19 protein-coding genes are annotated in these 19,174 nt (G+C 59.3%); 12 read left to right on the forward strand and 7 right to left on the reverse strand.

The window, feature by feature from the left end; genetic code table 11:
- Positions 1-10: 10 nt before the first annotated feature.
- Positions 11-1,204, reverse strand: a complete 1,194-nt coding sequence (ydeE, locus tag AB8W27_RS10005; RefSeq protein WP_015741301.1) for an efflux MFS transporter YdeE — start codon at positions 1,202-1,204, stop codon at positions 11-13.
- Between the two features lie 208 nt (positions 1,205-1,412).
- On the opposite strand from ydeE, the gene eamA reads away from it, so the two are divergent.
- Positions 1,413-2,309, forward strand: coding sequence for an O-acetylserine/cysteine exporter (gene eamA, locus AB8W27_RS10010; RefSeq protein ID WP_015741300.1), 897 nt, complete (start codon positions 1,413-1,415; stop codon positions 2,307-2,309).
- Positions 2,310-2,336: 27 nt separating this feature from the next.
- Here eamA and marB read toward each other — a convergent pair whose 3' ends face one another.
- The 4 genes from marB to AB8W27_RS10030 all read right to left on the reverse strand — a co-directional run bounded on the left by marB (position 2,337) and on the right by AB8W27_RS10030 (position 4,891).
- The gene (gene marB / locus AB8W27_RS10015) at positions 2,337-2,549 is read right to left on the reverse strand and encodes a multiple antibiotic resistance protein MarB (RefSeq protein ID WP_015741299.1); all 213 of its coding nucleotides are present in this window, start codon (positions 2,547-2,549) and stop codon (positions 2,337-2,339) included.
- A gap of 68 nt (positions 2,550-2,617) precedes the next feature.
- A complete protein-coding gene (gene marA / locus AB8W27_RS10020; protein WP_004384918.1) occupies positions 2,618-2,992 on the reverse strand; it encodes an MDR efflux pump AcrAB transcriptional activator MarA in 375 nt (124 codons plus the stop codon).
- 18 nt (positions 2,993-3,010) lie between these two features.
- On the reverse strand, positions 3,011-3,445 hold the full coding sequence (gene marR / locus AB8W27_RS10025; protein ID WP_041924171.1) for a multiple antibiotic resistance transcriptional regulator MarR: 435 nt from the start codon (positions 3,443-3,445) through the stop codon (positions 3,011-3,013).
- A gap of 246 nt (positions 3,446-3,691) precedes the next feature.
- Positions 3,692-4,891 (reverse strand): sugar transporter, encoded by a 1,200-nt coding sequence (locus AB8W27_RS10030; RefSeq protein WP_041924170.1) that lies wholly within the window; start codon positions 4,889-4,891, stop codon positions 3,692-3,694.
- A gap of 211 nt (positions 4,892-5,102) precedes the next feature.
- Here AB8W27_RS10030 and AB8W27_RS10035 point away from each other — a divergent pair, with 211 nt between their 5' ends.
- Positions 5,103-5,900, forward strand: a complete 798-nt coding sequence (locus AB8W27_RS10035) for a PhzF family phenazine biosynthesis protein (RefSeq protein WP_041923564.1) — start codon at positions 5,103-5,105, stop codon at positions 5,898-5,900.
- A gap of 36 nt (positions 5,901-5,936) precedes the next feature.
- Here the strand turns inward: AB8W27_RS10035 and AB8W27_RS10040 are convergent, their stop codons facing one another.
- Positions 5,937-6,881, reverse strand: coding sequence for an L-lactate dehydrogenase (locus AB8W27_RS10040; protein ID WP_007761316.1), 945 nt, complete (start codon positions 6,879-6,881; stop codon positions 5,937-5,939).
- Positions 6,882-7,050: 169 nt separating this feature from the next.
- Between AB8W27_RS10040 and AB8W27_RS10045 the strand changes: the two genes are divergently transcribed.
- Positions 7,051-7,527 (forward strand): GNAT family N-acetyltransferase, encoded by a 477-nt coding sequence (locus AB8W27_RS10045; RefSeq protein WP_015741293.1) that lies wholly within the window; start codon positions 7,051-7,053, stop codon positions 7,525-7,527.
- Here the strand turns inward: AB8W27_RS10045 and AB8W27_RS10050 are convergent.
- Complete coding sequence (locus AB8W27_RS10050; protein WP_015741292.1) at positions 7,484-8,359, reverse strand: LysR family transcriptional regulator; 876 nt, start codon at positions 8,357-8,359, stop codon at positions 7,484-7,486. The genes AB8W27_RS10045 and AB8W27_RS10050 overlap by 44 nt on opposite strands.
- A 141-nt stretch (positions 8,360-8,500) precedes the next feature.
- Here AB8W27_RS10050 and sad point away from each other — a divergent pair, with 141 nt between their 5' ends.
- The 9 genes from sad to AB8W27_RS10095 all read left to right on the forward strand — a co-directional run bounded on the left by sad (position 8,501) and on the right by AB8W27_RS10095 (position 19,057).
- Complete coding sequence (gene sad / locus AB8W27_RS10055) at positions 8,501-9,889, forward strand: succinate-semialdehyde dehydrogenase (RefSeq protein ID WP_015741291.1); 1,389 nt, start codon at positions 8,501-8,503, stop codon at positions 9,887-9,889.
- Between the two features lie 229 nt (positions 9,890-10,118).
- Positions 10,119-11,708: a methyl-accepting chemotaxis protein gene (locus AB8W27_RS10060; RefSeq protein ID WP_041923563.1), complete on the forward strand. Its 1,590-nt coding sequence runs from the start codon at positions 10,119-10,121 to the stop codon at positions 11,706-11,708.
- A gap of 51 nt (positions 11,709-11,759) precedes the next feature.
- On the forward strand, positions 11,760-12,686 hold the full coding sequence (gene glsB / locus AB8W27_RS10065; RefSeq protein WP_041923562.1) for a glutaminase B: 927 nt from the start codon (positions 11,760-11,762) through the stop codon (positions 12,684-12,686).
- A 9-nt stretch (positions 12,687-12,695) separates the two neighbouring features.
- Complete coding sequence (locus tag AB8W27_RS10070; protein ID WP_015741288.1) at positions 12,696-13,043, forward strand: DUF4186 domain-containing protein; 348 nt, start codon at positions 12,696-12,698, stop codon at positions 13,041-13,043.
- 129 nt (positions 13,044-13,172) lie between these two features.
- A complete protein-coding gene (locus tag AB8W27_RS10075; protein ID WP_041923561.1) occupies positions 13,173-14,615 on the forward strand; it encodes a GGDEF domain-containing protein in 1,443 nt (480 codons plus the stop codon).
- 224 nt (positions 14,616-14,839) lie between these two features.
- Positions 14,840-15,832 (forward strand): diguanylate cyclase, encoded by a 993-nt coding sequence (locus AB8W27_RS10080; protein ID WP_041924169.1) that lies wholly within the window; start codon positions 14,840-14,842, stop codon positions 15,830-15,832.
- A gap of 69 nt (positions 15,833-15,901) precedes the next feature.
- The gene (locus AB8W27_RS10085) at positions 15,902-16,873 is read left to right on the forward strand and encodes a sensor domain-containing diguanylate cyclase (RefSeq protein ID WP_041923560.1); all 972 of its coding nucleotides are present in this window, start codon (positions 15,902-15,904) and stop codon (positions 16,871-16,873) included.
- Positions 16,874-16,960: 87 nt separating this feature from the next.
- Entirely contained in the window at positions 16,961-17,488 is a 528-nt protein-coding gene (locus AB8W27_RS10090) for a GNAT family N-acetyltransferase (protein WP_041923559.1), read from the forward strand.
- Positions 17,489-17,605: 117 nt separating this feature from the next.
- Positions 17,606-19,057, forward strand: coding sequence for a tagaturonate reductase (locus tag AB8W27_RS10095; protein ID WP_041923558.1), 1,452 nt, complete (start codon positions 17,606-17,608; stop codon positions 19,055-19,057).
- The last annotated feature ends 117 nt before the right edge of the window (positions 19,058-19,174 follow it).

Consider the following 19,174-nt stretch of genomic DNA (forward strand, 5'->3'; position numbering starts at 1 on the left):
CGCATTTTTTTTACTCTGGCTGCATCACGCCGACGGTTTTAACGCGCATGCCTTTCACCATCATCAGATACGCCGTGGCGGCGAAGACCATGAGCGACGCGAACAGCGACCAGGAAGGCAGTGTGGTCAGTACAAAGCCGCTGTACATCGGGTTGAACGCCGCGCCCAGCCAGCCGAGCGACTGTACGGAAAAGTAGCCCGCTTTCAGGCCCGGCGGGGCGATATTGTCGATCAGCATATATTCGCCCGGCGCGTAGATGATTTCCCCAAGCGTAAAAACCGCCGCCGCCGCGCCCCACATCCAGAGATTGGTGCCTGACATCAGGAAACCGCCGAGGCCGAGAATAAAGCAGACGGTGCCGAAGAGCATCAGGCGGCTTAAGTTCTCGGCGCGCAGTTTTCGGCCCACCAGATATTGCAGCGAAACTACAAGAACGGCGTTGACCGGCAGCACTACCGCGACAATCTGCTGCGCCAGCGCGCTGTCGGAGAACGTCAGCACATATTGCGAGATACAGATGGCAAAGGAACCGGCCACCAGCGAGCCGAGAAACGCCGAGGCGGTAAACCACAGCAGACGCTGATCGCGCCACAGCAGGGAGAGCGGGGGCGGGCCTGCGGGCGAATCGGCCTGCTCATGGGCGGGCGCCACGCGCTGTACAAAAACGCTGATCACCATAAAGGTCATGCCGGAGGTCACCGCCGAGAGCCAGAACGGCATATTCAGGCCATACACCATCAGCAGCGTGCCGACCGGCGGACCGACCGTCCAGCCGATATTCAGAAAGGTGTAGTTGAGCGAGAAAATACGCGCTTTGGCCGCCACGCCCAGCGTATCGGCGAAATAACTCTTCAGGACGGTAGAAAACACGGAATACGCGCAGTTGATGATGGCGAAAAAGAGGATCACCAACAGGGCGTTATGCGCCAGCGGGATCGCCACAAAACCCGCCACAAACACCGCAATAGCGATGAGCATGTAGCGCTTTTTGTCGAAGCGGTCAGCGAACACGCTGAACGCCAGGCTGAAAAAGACGCCTGCGGTCATGGCGCTGGTGAGCGCGACGCCGATTTCATCAACCGACATCGCGAAGCGTTTCGCGAGATAAATCGCCATAAACGGCAGCGTGGCGCCGCGACCGATAGTCAGCATTAACGACGAGCCCAACAGCGCGACGGTGGAACGCGTTTTCTTTGATAACATTTTCTTATCTTTTTTATGGGGTGAGCGGGAGCGAGCGCCTGATTCAGGTCTCTTTTACAGCAATAACACGCCATTTGCGCCCTGTACACCCCGTTCCGGGTTCAGAAGTGCTTTACTTTCCCCCCATAAATTAGTGATCTGTCTCTCACCGGAAGATTCCGGTATGGTGAAGTATTAACATAATTTTAATAAATAACAGGGGCAGGGGATGACGCGTAAAGACGGGCTGCTGGCACTACTGGTCGTACTGGCCTGGGGGTTGAATTTCGTCGTAATCAAAGTCGGGTTACACGCCATGCCGCCGCTGTTGCTGGCAGGACTGCGTTTTTTGCTGGTCGCCTTTCCCGCGCTGTTATTTATTGCCCGCCCGACAGTCCCGTTTCGCCTGCTGCTGGGCTATGGACTGACGATAAGCTTCGGGCAGTTCGCGTTTCTCTTCACCGCTATTAAGTTCGGGATGCCCGCGGGGCTCGCCTCGCTGGTGCTCCAGGCGCAGGCATTTTTCACGATCGTGCTCGGCGTGTTTGCGTTTCGCGAACGTCTCCAGGCCAAACAGCTGACCGGCATTGCGCTCGCCATCGGCGGGATGCTGGTGCTGATTGAGGGCAGCCTTAACGGCCAGCATGTGGCGCTGACCGGCTTTATGCTGACGCTCGCCGCGGCGCTGAGCTGGGCCTGCGGCAATATCTTCAATAAAAAAATCATGCAACTGCCGACGCCGCCAGCGGTGATGTCGCTGGTGGTGTGGAGCGCGCTGATCCCGGTGCTGCCGTTTTTTGCGGCGAGCCTGATGTTCGACGGCGCGGATGCCGTGGTGCAGAGCCTGGTGAATATCGACAGCGTGACGGCGCTTTCACTGGTCTATCTGGCGTTTATCGCGACGATTTTGGGCTACGGCATCTGGGGGACGTTGCTTGGGCGTTACGAGACCTGGCGTGTGGCGCCGCTCTCGCTGCTGGTGCCGGTGGTGGGGCTTGCCAGCGCTGCGCTGCTGCTTGATGAGCGGCTTTCGGCATTACAGATTATCGGCGCGCTGCTGGTGATGGCGGGGCTGTATATCAATGTGTTTGGCTGGCGGGTACGGCGGGCGGTGCGCAGCGCATAAAAAAACCGGGCTGAGCCCGGTTTTTTTTTAACGCGACTGGTTGTAGTACGGCACACCCAGCTCGTCTGATTTATCGCTGCCCGCGCTGCGATGGCTGAGATCCAGCGACTCGTGATGCTCAATCGGCACCATCATCGTGCTCTGGTCCCCGGCGCACGCGTCGGTTTTGGGGCTGCCTGCCAGCGCATAGCCGGAGGTCAGCGCCAGCAACAGCGCTGCGGCGCACGTTACGGATTTCATCATATCCTCGGTTATCTCCCAAAGGAGAAGTGTAACGGCGGAGTGCCGCCGTCGGCGTTCTTTGCTGCTCAGTGATTCAGCGGGTGAAGATACTTGCCTTCGCCCGGCATCCGCGTCACGCGATATTTATGCGGCGGCACGGAGAAATAGTTCTTAAACGTGCGGGTCAGCGTCTGCTGGGATTCAAACCCATAGCGCTCGGCCAGATAAAGAATCGGTTCGTCGCTCTCTTTGAGCTTGAGCGCAATCTCAGTCAGCTTCCGGTTGCGGATATACTGGCCCAGCGAGTGACCGGTTTCTTTTTTGAACATACGTTGCAGGTGCCATTTCGAGTAACCCGAACGCGCCGACACTTTCTCAAGGGAAAGGGGGGATTCCAGGTTATCTTCAATCCAGTCCAAAATGCTATGAATAGTAATGGCATCATTGTTGCGTCTGGACATCGTCTTACCTCTTTGCTGTTACGGCAGCACCCTTTTAAGCAGGTATTCGAGGGTCGCCACTTCGTCTGCCGTCAGGTTTTTTGTTAATTCTTGATGCAGGTTTTGTCCTACAAGCTGGTGGCACTGTTCACACAGCACCGCGCCTTCTTCCGTGAGCTCAACCAGTACGCCCCGTTTATCATTCGGGTTGGGTAGCCGCGCCACCCAGCCCTTGCATACCAGACGATCCAGCATGCGCGTCAGAGCGCCTAAATCCACTGAGAGCACTTTTTTCAGCTCCCCCGGCGTGATGCGGCCAGGACAGCGAATGGAACAGAGCACCTTAAACTGCGCCGCGGTGATATCGAGCGGGGCGAGGTACTCATTGAGCAGGCGATCCTTTTTCTGATTCACCAAATGAATCAGCCGTCCTAAAGGAATAATCTCGTTAAACAGATCGCTGTTATTTTCCAACATAGTTGCCCAGGCAAGTAGATTAGTCACGCGAGATATTATTGCCCAGGCAAACATAAGTCAACCGAATGATTTTTGAGATCACACGATCTGCTAAAACGTGTCAAAAATCCTTCAAAATCAAAGGTGAGTTGTTGTCTATCAGTGTGATAGCTGCTGCCTGTTAATGGCAGGAAGGTGCAATGCGGACGGCGGGAAAACCAGAAAGCAGAGGTAAAAACGCCGCCTGAAAAGGCGGCGTTAAGGTTAACCGTGGTGCGGCTGCTCTTCCGGGAGCTGAACCGGCCAGCGCCGGAAAATCACAATCGCCCAGACAAATGCGGCGAGCGCCGGGATAGCGCCCATATAGCCGATGGACGACATGGAAAGCTGGAGGCTCACCTGATTGCCCACCAGCGCGCCCGCGCCGATACCGATGTTAAAGATGCCGGAGAAAAGCGACATCGCAACATCGGTGGCGTCCGGCGCCAGCGCCAGCACTTTCACCTGCATCCCAAGGCCGATAAGCATAATCGCGATGCCCCAGAAGGCGCAGAGGACCGTCAGGTTAACAGCGCTGTGCGACGCCGGCAGCAACAGCAGCAGACAAATCACCAGTACGCCGATTGCGCTGCTGATAAGCCCGGACGCGTGCAGGTTGCCGAGCTTGCCGAAAATCACGCTGCCGATAATCCCGGCGGTGCCGAGCACCAGCAGCAGGAAGGTGGCGAAGTTTTCACTCATGCCCGCGACGTTCTGCACAAACGGCTCAATATAGCTGTAGGCGGTGAAGTGCGCGGTCACGACCACGGCGGTCAGCACGTAAATGCACAGCAAGGCCGGGCGGCGGAACAGCGCCGGCAGGCTCGCGAGCGAGCCGGAGTGTTCGCTCGGGATTTTCGGCAGCAGTTTCACGAGGCAGGCGAGCGTAATCAGCGCGCCGATGCCGATGACGAAAAACGTGGTGCGCCAGCCGAAATATTGCCCGACGATGCGCCCGATAGGCAGACCGAGTACGGACGCCAGCGCGGTGCCGGTCGCAATCAGGCTCAGCGCCTGGGCGCGTTTGCCAGGCGGCGCCAGCCGAATAGCCAGCGAGGCGGTAATCGACCAGAAAATCGCATGGGCGAAGGCGATGCCGATACGGCTAATCACCAGCACCTCAAAGCTCCACGCCATAAACGACAGCATGTGGCTGGCGACGAAGACGACAAACAGCGCAATCAGGAGTTTGCGGCGCTCCACCTGGCTTGTCAGCAGCATAAACGGCAGCGACATCAGCGCCACCACCCAGGCGTAGATGGTCAGCATGATGCCCGCCTGCGCGGATTCCATATGGAAACTCGCGGCGATATCGGAGAGCAGACCCACCGGCACAAACTCGGTGGTATTAAAAATAAATGCCGCGACCGCAAGCGTAACTACCCGCAGCCACGCCGTTTTGCGAGAGACTGTATTCATCGTCATAAAAAAAAGATTCGCGCTGGTCAGAAGTGAATAAGAAGCAAGCGATCTTAAAACGTTCGCCTGTCGGGATACAACCATTTTGTGACGCAAATCTCATTTTTACGCCCTTTATGAAACAGGCGAAACGGCAGCAAAGCAAATGTCGTCACGGTTTTCAGCACGCGTGATAGTCTGAAAAAAAGAGGGCACAGAGAACAGGGCGGAAATAACAATGCAACCAATTGATTTTTATCTGGTGGACGCGTTTGCTGAGAAAACCTTCGGCGGCAATGCGGCGGCGGTCTGTCCGTTAAGCGAATGGCTGCCGGATGAGACGCTGCTTTCGATGGCGCAGCAGCATAACCAGTCAGAGACCGCCTTTTTCGTGCGCACCGACGACGGTTTTGAGCTGCGCTGGTTCACCACGCTTGATGAAATTAATCTCTGCGGGCATGGCACGATTGCCGCCGCACATGTGATTTTCGAGCATCTCGATTATCCGCACAGCGAAATCCGCTTCTCGACGCGGTTTGTCGGCGAGTTAACGGTCACGCGCAGCGGCGACTGGCTGACGCTGAACTTCCCGGCGTGGCAGGCGCAGCCGGTGGACGCGCCCGCGTTATTGCTGCGCGCGCTGGGGATTGACGGCGCGGTGTCGGTCGCGCTTTACCGCGACTATCTGGTGGAGCTCCCAACCCAGGCGCAGGTGGAGGCGCTGACGCCGGATATCCAGGCGCTGCTGCCGCTCGGCAAGCAGGTTTGCGTGACCGCGCCCGGCACGCCTGGCGGTCCGTATGATTTCGTCAGCCGCTTTTTCTGCCCCGGCGAAAGCGTGGCGGAAGATCCGGTGACCGGCTCCGCGCACAGTATGCTTATCCCGTTCTGGGGCGCAAAGCTTGGCAAAACGTCAATGATGGCGCGCCAGGTGTCGGCGCGGGGCGGCGATTTACGCTGTGAATGGCAGGGCGATCGCGTGCTGATTGGCGGGCAGGCGGTGACCTATCTTATCGGGCAGGCGCTGCTGCGCTGACGGTGTCGGCGCCCGGCGCGGGCGCCATTATTATTTTCAGGGCAGGCGCGCGATGTTCGCTTTAATCACCGCCACGGAATGCTGAAATTTGGCCTGCTCTTCGCCTTCCAGCTGCAGTTCAATAATTTGCTGCACGCCGTTCTGGGCCAGTACCGCTGGTACGCCAATGGCCACATTGTCCACGCCATATTCGCCATCAAGAATGCACGATACCGCCAGCGCCCGGTGACTGCCGGTGAAGATATTGCGGCAGATCTCGGCGATAGTGCCCGCGATGCCATATTCCGTACAGCCTTTGCGGGCGTAAATCTCAAAGCCCAGCTTGCGCACTCTGTCGGCGAGCGCCGCGGTGTCGAGCGGCTTACCCGTTTTGCGCTCATAAACCTGCGCCACCGGCGAGCCATACACCGAGGAGTGCGACCAGACCGGAAACTGGGTGTCGCCATGTTCGCCCAGAATAAAGGCGTCGATGCTTTGCGGGCCGATCTCCAGCGCTTCCGCCAGCGTGCGGCGCAGGCGGGTGGTGTCGAGCCAGACGCCGGTGCCGATCACCTGATTGCGCGGCAAGCCCGAGAGTTTCCATACCTGCCACGTGATGATATCGCACGGGTTAGTCGCTACGAGGAAAATGCCGTTAAAGCCGCCCGCCATCATCTGCGGAACAATCTGGCCGACGATGCGCGCGGTATTGGTCAGCTCGTCAAGCCTCGTCTGGCCCGGTTTCAGCGCGCCGCCGGAGACGGTGATCACCGCGATATCGACATCCGCGCACTCCTTTGCCTGGCGGGTGGAGATGGTAATCATCCCCGGCATATACGCGGCGGCGTCGCGCAGATCCTGACAGTGTCCTTCAACGCGCGCGGCGTCGAGATCCACCAGAATCAGCTCCTCGCCGATATTCTGGTTCAGCAGCGCCCAGGCGGCGGCGGTGCCGACGTTGCCCGCGCCGATAATCATCACTTTTCGTGCTCTGTTATTCATGGCGTCATTCCTTGTTAACCCATTTCGCCGCACAGAGTACCTGCACAACCCGGTGCCGGGAAATCCCCTTTGCGTATTAAAGGGCATATCATAAGACAATCCTCTGACAACCCGGTTGCGTGCGCGGCGCGCAGCCGGTAAAGCTAGTAAAAAACACGGAGGAGCCGCTATGTACCCGATATCCATCGAAACGCCAGGCAGCGCAGAAAGCCGGGCGCTGATCGCCGCGCTGGACGCTTACCAGAGCACGCTGTATCCCGCAGAAAGTAACCATCTGGTGGACCTCGCCGGACTCCCGGATGACGCCATGATTTTTATGGTGATCCGCCATCAGAACGTGGCCGTGGGCTGCGGGGCGGTCATGCTGACCGGCGACGGCTGCGGGGAAATCAAACGGGTGTATATTGATGAGCGCCACCGCGGGCAGCGGCTCGGCGAAAAACTGATGGCGGCGCTGGAAGCCGCCGCGCGGTCACGCGGTTGCCATACATTGCAGCTGGAAACCGGCATTCACCAGCAGGCGGCGGTGAAACTTTATGAGCGCTGCGGCTATACGCAGACCGGGCCGTTTGCGCCATACCAGCCCGATCCGCTGAGCCTGTTTATGCAAAAGCGGGTGTCGGACACGGCGGCAGCAGTGCTGTGAAGGCGTCAATCTGGCGGGTTTTCGCGCCGCGTCGCCAGATAAGCCAGGTATCAATGTAGCGCCATTTATCGGCCAGCGGCCACGCCTGCACCTGATGGCTGCCCGGCATACTCTCCAGCATGCTTCGCGGGATCATCGCCACACCCGCCCCGGCCACCACGCACGCCAGCATGCCGTGGTAAGACTCCATCTCGTGGATCTTGCCCGGCATCGCCTGGTCCTCTTTAAACCAGCTCTCGAAATGCCGCCGGTAGGAGCAGTTCGCGCGAAAAGCGTAAATGCTGGCGCCGTTGATCTCCTGCGCGCGCGTCACGGTCGGATGATTCGCGTGCGCCACCAGCATCATCTCTTCCTGGTAGACCGGCATACCTTCCAGATTCGGATGCAGGACCGGACCGTCGACAAACGCCGCGCTGAGTTCGCCCGCCAGCACGCCGTCAATCATGGTGCCGGACGGGCCGGTCGCCAGATCGAACTGAATTTTCGGGTAGCGCTGGTTAAAGGTAGCGAGCACGGCGGGGATGCGCACCGCCGCGGTGCTCTCAAGCGATCCGAGTGAGAAAATCCCCTGCGGCTCGTCGCCGGAGACCACTTCGCGCGCCTCCTGCACCAGCGCCAGAATACGTTTGCTGTAAGCGAGAAAACTGTGCCCGGCGGGCGCAAGCCTGAGGCGCTGGTTCTCGCGGATAAACAGATCCACGCCTAAATCGTCTTCAAGCTGGCGGATGCGGGTGGTCAGATTTGACGGCACCCGGTGGACACGCTGGGCGGCGGCCGTGATGCTGCCGGTTTCGGCCACGGCGTTAAACATCTCAAGCTGGGTTAAATCCATCGCATTCTCTCCGGGTGAATGGAATCGTCAATATTATTCACTTTTCAGAAATACCAGAGCAGGCCAGGCTATGGCAATAGCATTGACGATGTGGTGTGAAAAATCGTCGCCCATAACCACTCATAAGAGAGAGGCCCATTGATGAGCATTTCCCCTGCAACCCATGCGATTTCCGTAAACCCGGCCACCGGCGAAACCCTGGCGGCATACCCGCTGGCGAGCGCTGAAGAGGTTGAACTGTCGATAACCCGCGTAAGCGCTGGCTTTCGCCGCTGGCGCGCGGCCAGTCTGGATGAGCGCGCGCAGACGCTGCGTAATATCGGCGATGCGCTGCGCGCGCGCAGTGAAGCGCTGGCGCAGATGATCACCGCCGAAATGGGTAAACCCATTCTTCAGGCGCGCGGCGAAGTGGCGAAATCCGCCGCGCTGTGCGACTGGTATGCCGAACACGGCCCGGCGATGCTCGCGACAGAACCGACCCAGGTGGAAAATCAGCAGGCTGTGATTGAATACCGTCCGCTCGGGCCAATCCTCGCCGTAATGCCGTGGAACTTCCCGCTGTGGCAGGTGATGCGCGGCGCGGTGCCCATTCTGCTCGCAGGCAACACCTATCTGCTCAAACACGCGCCGAACGTGATGGGCTGCGCGCTGCTGATTAATGAGATTTTTGAAGATGCGGGCGTGCCGGATGGCGTGTTCGAGGTCATTAACGCGACCAACGACGGCGTCAGCCAGGCGATTAACGATCCGCGGATCGCCGCCGTCACCGTCACCGGCAGCGTGCGCGCGGGTGCCGCTATCGGCGCGCAGGCGGGCGCGGCGCTGAAAAAATGCGTGCTGGAGCTGGGCGGCTCCGATCCGTTTATCGTGCTGGCGGATGCCGATCTCGACGAGGCCGTGAAAGCGGCGGTGGCCGGGCGCTACCAGAACACCGGACAAGTCTGCGCCGCCTCCAAGCGTTTTATCGTCGAAGCCAGCATCGCCGATGCCTTTAGCGAAAAATTCGTCGCGGCCGCGCAGCAGCTGAAGATGGGCGCGCCGACGGACGAATCCACCTTCCTCGGCCCGATGGCGCGCTACGATCTGCGCGACGAGCTGCATGCGCAGGTGACGGCAACGCTCAGCGAAGGCGCGACGCTGCTGCTGGGCGGCGAGAAGGTAGCCGGCGCGGCGAACTACTACGCGCCGACAGTGCTGGGCAACGTGACGCGCGAGATGACCGCGTTTCGCCAGGAGCTGTTCGGGCCGGTGGCGACGATTAGCGTGGCGCGAGACGCCGAACAGGCGCTGGAACTGGCGAACGAGAGCGAATTTGGTCTGTGCGCCACGGTGTGGACCGCCGATGATGCCCGCGCGAATGATTTCGCGGCGCGTCTGGAGTGCGGCGGCGTCTTTATTAACGGCTACTGCGCAAGCGACGCCCGCGTGGCGTTCGGCGGCGTGAAGAAGAGCGGTTTTGGCCGCGAGTTGTCGCACTTCGGCCTGCATGAGTTCTGCAACATCCAGACCGTCTGGAAAAACCGTCGCTAAACGCTACGGCGAATAAAAGCGTTATCCCGTCCTGCGTATAGTTGTCTGGTTTTACCGGCGGGTGCGCTTCGCTTACCCGCCCTACGGTGGTCGTGGTTCAGCCTGGCCGGCAGGTGCGCTTTACTTACTCAGGGGCCGCCTGCGCGGCCCTTTGTCATATCCGTGACATGGTTCTGTCATTTTTGCTTTGTAAACTCGCGGTGGTTTTCGCTGTTTAACGAAGAAAAACATGAACCTAACTAAAATTTACCGCGCCATCCGGCGCGTCGTACCGCGCACTCGCTTCGGGCTGATGGCCGGTATTCTGTGTGTTATTACGCTTTTTTCCGCACTGCAAATTCTCTCAACGGTAATGCTGTCGTCACTCCTTGGCGACACGCAACAGCAGGTCCAGCATCGCGAAGCGCAACGTCAGCAACAGTCGGCGATGGATGACGCCCGCGTTACGCTCCTGATGGCAAGCGATTTGCTGAATCGCGCAGGCATCTACTTTATGCAGGATAAAGAAACCGGCTCGGTGGGGAGCTGGAACAGCCTGATGGATGAGGCGCAGGCCGCGCTGAAACGTTCCCATACTGCATTCGAGCGCTACAGCACGCTTAACCCGGCCAAAAACGATCCGCTGAAAGCGAGCTACCAGAATTTCTACGGCGCGCTGAAAGAGCAGGCGGACGGGCTGGTCACCACCAACAGCATTGACGCGTTTTTCGCGGTGCCGGTGCAGGCGTTCCAGGCCGATTTTAACGACAACTTCGCCCGCTACCAGAGCGCGAACGCGCAGCGTGCGGATCGCGACAGCCGCACGCTGCTGGATAGTCTGGAGCAGGCGCAACGGCTATTTATCATGGCGCTCGGCGTACTGCTGATTATCGCGCTGCTGGTGTGGCGCAGTATGGCCGTCTGGGTTATCCGCCCGCTCACGCGGCTTATCGCTCATATCAACCGGCTGGCGGCAGGCGATCTCTGCGCGCCGCTGCCCGTGGGCAGGCTGGTGAACCGGGAGATGGCTGAACTGAGCCAGAGCATCAGCCAGATGCAGGGCGGGCTGCAACAGCTGGTCAACGAGGTGCGCGAGGCGACGTCCGCGATGGTCGCGAATATCGGCGAGCTGGCCGTGGGCAACGAGCAGCTTTTCAGCCATTCGGCGCTGCAGGCGGAGGAGCTGCGCAAAGTGACCGCGCATATTGAAACGCTCGAAGCGCATGTGGAAGAGAACAGCGAATATGCCCGCGTGGCGAACGCCCGCGCCGATGAAGCGCGCGGTATTGCCGCTGGCGGCGATGAAATGATGCAGACGGTGAACCACTCGATGCAGGATATCGTGTCGCGCTCCTCCGAAATGCGCGGGATCGTGGCGATGATCGACAGCGTCGCCTTCCAGACCAATATTCTCGCGCTGAACGCCGCCATTGAAGCGGCGCACGCCGGGAGTCATGGACGCGGTTTCGCCGTGGTGGCGAAAGAGGTCGGGCTGCTGGCGCGTAAGAGCAGCCATTCGACCCAGACCATCCAGGCGCTTATCCATCACTCCTTACAGGGGATCGAGAAGGGGTCGGAGGCGGTGTCGAAGCTCGAAGAAAATCTGGGGCGGGTGATGGCGCTGGTCAGCCATCTGACGGGCCTGCTCGGGGAGATCGCCGTGGCGACCGTGAATCAGGGCGACAGCATTCGCAAGGTGACGCAGCGCATCGGCGCGCTCAACCAGGTGGCGGGGGAAACCGGATCGCTGGTGCAGCACACCACGCACGCCTCGCTGCGCCTGCGCGATGAGTCGCGTCGCCTCACGGATGCCGTCTCGCGCTTTCGTCTCCCCGCCTGAGATTGCTATACTCCCGGCCCGAACGATCGTCCTTCGCGCCGGGAGTCTCTGGTGACCCACACGCTTAATAACGAATTACTGGCTTCAATTCTTGAACAGGTGCGCCCGCTCGCGGTACAGGGCAAGGTGGCGGACTATATTCCGGCGCTGGCCGATGTGCCCGCCGACCGGCTTGGCATCGCCGTCTGCACCGTGGCGGGCGACTGCTTCAGCGCAGGCGACGCCGACGAGCGCTTCTCCATTCAGTCGATCTCTAAAGTCCTGAGCCTGGTCCTCGCCATGGGCCGCTATGACGATCACGAGATCTGGGAGCGGGTAGGGAAAGACCCCTCCGGGCAGCCCTTTAACTCGCTGGTGCAGCTGGAGCTGGAGCAGGGCAAACCGCGTAACCCGTTTATCAACGCGGGCGCGCTGGTGGTTTGCGATATGCTGCAAAGCCGCCTCAGCGCCCCGAAACAGCGGATGCTGGAAGTGGTGCGCAGCCTTTGCGGCGCGCCGGATATTACCTACGACACCGCCGTGGCGCGCTCTGAGTTTGAACACTCGGCCCGTAACGCCGCCATCGCGTATCTGATGAAATCCTTCGGCAATTTCCATAACGATGTCATCACTGTGCTGCAAAACTATTTTCACTACTGCGCGCTGAAGATGAGCTGCGCGGAGCTGGCGCGCGCCTTTCTGTTTCTGGCGAATCAGGGACGGGCGCCGCACCTCGATACGCCGGTGATAAGCCCGGTGCAGGCCCGTCAGGTTAATGCGCTGATGGCGACGAGCGGGATGTATGAAAGCTCCGGCGAATTTGCCTGGCGCGTGGGGATGCCGGGGAAATCGGGCGTCGGCGGGGGGATTATCGCTGTGGTGCCGCATGAGATGTCTATCGCGGTCTGGAGCCCGGCGCTCGATCACGCCGGAAATTCCCTGGCAGGCATCGCGGCGCTGGAAATTCTCGCGCGCGAGATTGGCCGTTCAATTTTCTGAGGAGGCCGTATGGATGCGCTGTTTGCGCGACTGAATCGCTCCGCCTTTCGCCGCCGTTTTCATCTCGGCGCGAAAGAGCGGCAATATTGCATGGATAAAGGCCCGGAGGTGATTGACCAGCACGCCGCGGACTTTATCGCGAAACGGCTGGCGCCCGCCGAGCCCGCTAATGATGGCAAGCAGACGCCGATGCGCGGGCACCCGGTGTTTATCGCCCAGCATGCTACCGCGACGTGTTGTCGGGGATGTCTTGCGAAATGGCATAATTTGCCTGCGGGCGTCGCGCTCAGCGCCGCGCAGCAGGCCTATATCGTTGCTGTTATCCATCGCTGGCTGGTGCAGGAGATGAACCGCTAAACGACGGCGCGATTTTCCGCCCGTGCTCAAACACCGCCAAATTTGTGTTTAAAACGTGTTAAGCTTATTGCCATTCCGTTATCCCGGCGCCGTCTCTCAGCCGCCGCCCGCAGCCGTAAGCGATAGATTATGTTTAACCAGGCGCAGTTGGCTGGTTTTCGCGAAGAAAACATGTTGCTCAACGCATCCCTCCTTTTTCTTCTGACCACGCTGTTTTATTTCGTGGGCGCGATGATGCGCCTGATTGAGCCATTGTCGCTGTTCTGGCCGCTGAATGCGGTTATGGCGGCGGTGTTTGCCCGTTACCCGTTTCTGAACCGCCCAGGGTATTACGCCATCTGTTATGTGGCGATGCTGGCCTATGATGCGATGACCACTAACTGGGGCGCGGCTTCGCTGCTGATTAACTTCTCCAATATGGTGTTTATCATCACCGTGGCGCTGCTGCTGGTGCGCGATAAACGGCGCGGACCTGCCTTCTCAAGGCCCGTTAACGCGCTGCGGCTCTTTAACTACTGTCTGCTGGCGGCGCTACTCTGCGGCTTTTTTGGCGCGATGGGGAGCCTCAGGATTAACGATCAGGGCTTTCTGCCGCTCCTGTGCGACTGGTTTAGCGAGCAGTTCTGTACCGGCGTGCTCCTGATGCCGTGGATCTTAACGCTGGCGCGCCCGTCGTGGCCTGCGCGCGTGAAGCCGGAAGCCCTCTGGCCGCTGCTGGCGCTGGTGGCGTCGCTTGCGGCCTCGGTGGTGATCGGCGGCGCGGGCTCTCTGGCGTTTCCGGTCGCGGCGCTTATCTGGTGTGCGGTGCGCTACCCGCTCAACGTCACTTGTTTCTTAACGCTCTGCACCGGCGTGCTGCAAATTATTCTCGTGAGTGCCGGGATCATTGAAATCAGCTCCGCGAAGCTCTCTGTCGGCAGCCAGATGTTTTCAACGCGTCTGGGTGTGGCGACCATCGCTATCTGCCCGGCGATTGTGGCGGTGAGCGTCAGCGCCATTAACTCACTGCTGGCGCAGATCTCCCGGCGCGCCAATTACGACCATCTCACCGGCGTTTATTCCCGCTCCGGGCTTTTCGAGGCGCTGGCGCGCGACGATAACAATCCAGCGCTCGCCGGGCGGCCGCTGTGCGTGATGCTGATGGATCTCGATCATTTCAAAAGCATTAACGATAACTATGGCCATGAGTGCGGCGATGCGGTGCTGGCGACCTTCGGGGAGAAACTGCGCGAGCTGACGGGCGACGCCGGACGCGTGGCGCGTATGGGCGGCGAAGAGTTCGTGGTGGTTTGCCCGGATATGACGCTCGACCGCGCCTGCCAACTGGCTGAGACCCTTCGCCAGCAGGTGGCCGGTGAGCCTGTTGTCTGTGAAGGGCAGACGCTTTCTTTCAGCGTCAGTATCGGCCTTGGCTATGAGGCCGCGCCGCAGGATCGCGTGAGCGACACGTTTACCCGCCTGATGCGCGAGGCGGACAGTCTGTTGTATCAGTCCAAACGAGAGGGGCGCAACCGGACATCGGTACACGATGAGCATCAGCCGACGCTGCGCCTGGCGCAACATTTGTCATAACGTTATCGTAACGATCCCGTGACCATGTCACGTGAATAACATATTGAACTGCCGTTTCTTTTCAGAATGTGAGCGATTGTTTCCGCGAGCGCTTTAAAGTACTTGCCGCCAGGATCCTGGGTTACTAAGATGGCTGGGTTTCGTCACCGGATACTGGTATGAAGAGCGCATCTGAGCAGCTAAACCGTCATCAGCATTCCTCCGCGCTCAGGTTCGTCAGGCGCATGTTTTTTATGCGCCAGCTGGGCACCACGCTCTGCTTCATCCCGCTGTTCGCGCTATTACTGGAGCTTCAGCGCCCGTTATGGGCGCAGGCGCTGCTGGCCGCGAATGCGTTTCTCTGGCCCCTGGCCGCGCGTTACCGCGCACGCCGCAGCCATCACCCCGCGCGCACCGAACTGCAAAACCTGCTGGCGGACGCGGCGGCGGGGGGCTTCTGGATAGCCCAGACGGCGCTTTCGCCGCTCACGTCTGTTGCGATCGCCACCATTTTGCTCTCCGACAGGCTCGCGGCGGGCGGTTTCCCGCTGATGCGCCAGGCGGCGGGCGTCATGACGTTAATGTTCGGCGCCACCTGGTTTGCGCTCGGGCTGCCGGTCCACCTGGCCGTTTCTTCCCGCACGCTTTATGCGACGCTGCCGCTGATCTCCATTTATGTGCTGGCGCTCAGTATGGTAAGCCATGCGCTCTCCGCGCGCCTGAGGGAGAAAACCCGGGAGCTTGAGCGTTACGCCAATACCGATCCGCTGCTCAATATTGCTAACCGGCGCAGGCTTGAACACGACATTGATGCGGCGCTGCAACGTTTTCACAAACATGAGCAGCCCGCGGCGCTTATGTTTATTGATATTGATGATTTTAAAGCCGCGAACGATCGCTATGGCCACGAGGCGGGGGATCAGCTGCTGGTGACGTTTTCTGAGACCCTGCGCGAGGCGACGCGGGCGGGCGATACGGTGGCGCGCTTTGGCGGCGATGAATTTGTGGTGCTGCTGCCTGATACCTCCTTTGGCCGCGCCTGTGCGATAGCCGATCGCATCATGGCGCAGGCCGCGCAGATGAACGTTTTCCCGGACAGCGCGTTGCGCTGCACGCTCAGTATTGGTATCGCGCGCGCCACGGCGGACATGCGCGGCGCGGCGCAGTGGCTGAAAGCGGCGGACGACGCGCTTTACAGCGCCAAGCGTGAAGGTAAAAATCGTATTTACGCGCTTTGACGGCGGCGGTCTCTTTGCCTGATGCCGGATACGCTATGCTTCAATTAAACAGTGCTTACAGGTTGCGCAATGAAAACACCCGATATCCCGGTTAATGAGCAGGCGCGTCTTCAGTCCCTGCATGATTCTGGCCTGCTTGATGCGGCGCCGACAGAGCGTTTTGACCGTCTTACCCGGCTTGCGAAGCGCCTTTTTAACGCCCCGGTTGCGTTGATCAGTCTCGTCGATCAGGAGCAGCTCTGGTTCGCCTCCTGCGATGGCGTCGAGCCCAAACCTATCCCCCGCAACGTCTCGTTCTGCGGCCATACGATTTTAAACAACGCGCCGCTGATTATCACAGATGCGCTGAGCGATGAACGGTTTCACGATAATGCGCTGGTGAACGGCCCGCCGCATATTCGTTTTTATGCCGGTTGCCCGGTGCAACTGCCCGATGGCGCCACCGCCGGTTCGCTGTGCATTATCGACACCGAACCACGCGAATTCAGCGAGGCTGACACGCTGCTGCTGCGCGATCTGGCGGCGATTGTTGAAGATGAGTTTATGGTGCTGAGTGTGGCGACCATCGACGATCTCACCGGGCTGCTGAACCGTCGCGGCTTTACCTCGCTTGCCGGTTACGCCTTCTCAACCCACCGGCGTCGCAGCGAGCCGATGTCGCTCGGCTTTATCGATCTCGACTATTTCAAAGAGATTAACGATACCTGGGGGCACGCGGCCGGGGATGAAGCGTTAAACGCGATGGCGATGCTGATGAAAAACGCATTCCGCGACAGCGATCTCCTGGCGCGGCTCGGCGGCGATGAATTTGTGGTGCTGTTTAACGATACCGACGATAAAGGCGCCTGGATTGCGATGCAGTATCTGGTCGAGCAGACCGACGCTTTTAACCGCGAGAGCGGCAAACCGTGGCGGCTCGGCCTTTCCTGGGGTGTGGTGCAGTTTGATGAAGACAAGCATCGCGATCTTGCCGGGCTGCTGAAAGGGGCCGATAACGAAATGTACCAGATGAAAACCACCCACAAGCGCGCCGCAGGATAAGATTTTCCTCTGATGCGTTGCGGCGTATCTCCGCCATGATAGGGAATATCTGATAACCCTTTGATAAATCCCCATGGCGGAGTACCAATGACCCTGGCGTATACCGTTCGTCGCCTCAGCGCGGCGGAAATCCCCACTCATCTTGCTTCCCTGTGCGATGTGCTGACCGACTGCGTGGAAGGCGGCGCGTCCGTCAGTTTCATGCTGCCATTCAGTCCCGAGAAAGCGCGCGCGTTCTGGCTTGATGTCGCGCAAAGCGCGGCCCGCGATGACCGCCTTGTGCTGGCGGCGTTCGATGAGGAAGGTAAGCCTGTCGGCACCGTACAACTTATCCTGAGCCAGCCGGAAAACCAGCCGCACCGCGCGGATGTCTCGAAACTGTTAGTCCATCGACGCGCGCGTCGCGCCGGCATCGCCCAGGCGCTGATGGAAACGCTGGAAAGCGAGGCGCGTAAAGCGGGCAAAACGGTACTGGTGCTGGATACCTCCACTGGCAGCGATGCCGAACGATTTTATTCACGTCATCAATGGAAAAAGGCCGGCGTGATCCCGAATTACGCCCTGATGCCGGACGGCAGTCCCTGCGGCACAACTCTTTTTTTTAAGCAGCTATAAAATTTTTTAATAAATCAGCTCAGTTTGATCGAAACGGGGTTTCATTAATGTTTGTTCTGATAGCGTGGAGGACAGTTTCAGTCAGCGTTCTGCTGTTAATCCATCAAGGAACCCATTGTGAAAACATTGAATCGTCGTGATTTTCCCGGCGCGCTCTATCCGGAGCGCATCATCCAGTTCGGTGAAGGGAACTTCCTGCGGGCTTTTGTCGACTGGCAGGTTGATCTTCTCAATGAACATACCGATCTGAACGCCGGGGTGGTCGTGGTGCGTCCTATCGCCAGCGATTTCCCGCCTTCGCTCAGCACGCAGGAGGGTCTGTATACCACGATCATTCGCGGTCTGAATGAGAAGGGCGAGGCGGTGAGCGAGTCACGACTTATTCGCTCCGTGAATCGTGAGATTGCCGTTTACGGTCAGTACGACGAGTTCCTGAAGCTCGCGCATAATCCGGATATCCGCTTTGTGTTCTCCAATACCACCGAGGCGGGCATTAGCTATCACGCCGGCGATAAATTCGAAGACGCTCCGGCGGTAAGCTACCCGGCGAAACTTACACGCCTGCTGTTCGAGCGTTTCAGCCACTTTAACGGCGCGCAGGATAAAGGCTGGGTGCTTATTCCATGTGAGCTTATCGATTATAACGGCGAGGCTTTGCGTGAACTGGTGCTGCGCTATGCTCACGAATGGGCGCTGCCTGCCGCCTTTACCGCCTGGCTTGAGAGCGCCAATACTTTTTGCTCGACGCTGGTTGACCGTATTGTTACCGGCTATCCGCGCGATGAAGTGGCGCAACTTGAGGAGAGTCTCGGCTATCACGACGCCTTTCTGGATACCGCCGAACATTTCTACCTGTTTGTGATACAGGGGCCGCAGTGGCTCGCGCAGGAGCTGCGTCTCGATAAACTCCCGCTCAACGTGCTGATTGTCGATGACATCAAGCCGTATAAAGCGCGTAAGGTGGCGATTCTGAATGGCGCGCATACCGCGCTGGTGCCGGTCGCTTTCCAGGCCGGGCTCAATACGGTGGGCGAGGCGATGGATGACGCGCAGATTTGCGCGTTCGTTGAGAAGGCCATCCATGACGAGATAATCCCGGTGCTGGATCTGCCGCGCGACGAGCTGGAATCCTTTGCCGATGCGGTGGTGAGCCGTTTCCGCAACCCGTATATCAAACATCAGCTGCTCTCTATTGCACTCAACGGCATGACCAAATTCCGCACCCGTATCCTGCCGCAGCTGCTGGCGGGGCAGGCGCAGAAGGGGACGCTGCCGCCGCGTCTGACGTTTGCGCTGGCGTCGCTCATCGCGTTTTATCGCGGCGAGCGCAATGGCGAACGCTATCCGCTGCAGGATGACGCCCACTGGCTGGAGCGCTATCAGCAGCTCTGGACGAAATTCGGCGATAAAACCATTACGCTGCGCGAGCTGGTGGACGCCGTACTGGGAGATAGCGAGCACTGGGAGCAGGATCTGACCACCGTACCGGGGCTGGCGGAGCAGGTGACGCGCGATCTCGACGCTATCCTTACCCAGGGCATGCGTCACGCCGTCGCACCGCTGTGCTGATACGCGAATAATGTCAAAACCGAACCCGGCGCCTGCCGGGTTTTTCATAAAGCACTCATTTTAGTTACAACATCCTTTTGTTGATTTCAAAAACCTGAACTTACGCGTCGGCTTCCT

Source organism: Cronobacter turicensis (genome assembly GCF_041222865.1).
GTDB classification, from domain to species: Bacteria; Pseudomonadota; Gammaproteobacteria; order Enterobacterales; family Enterobacteriaceae; genus Cronobacter; species Cronobacter turicensis.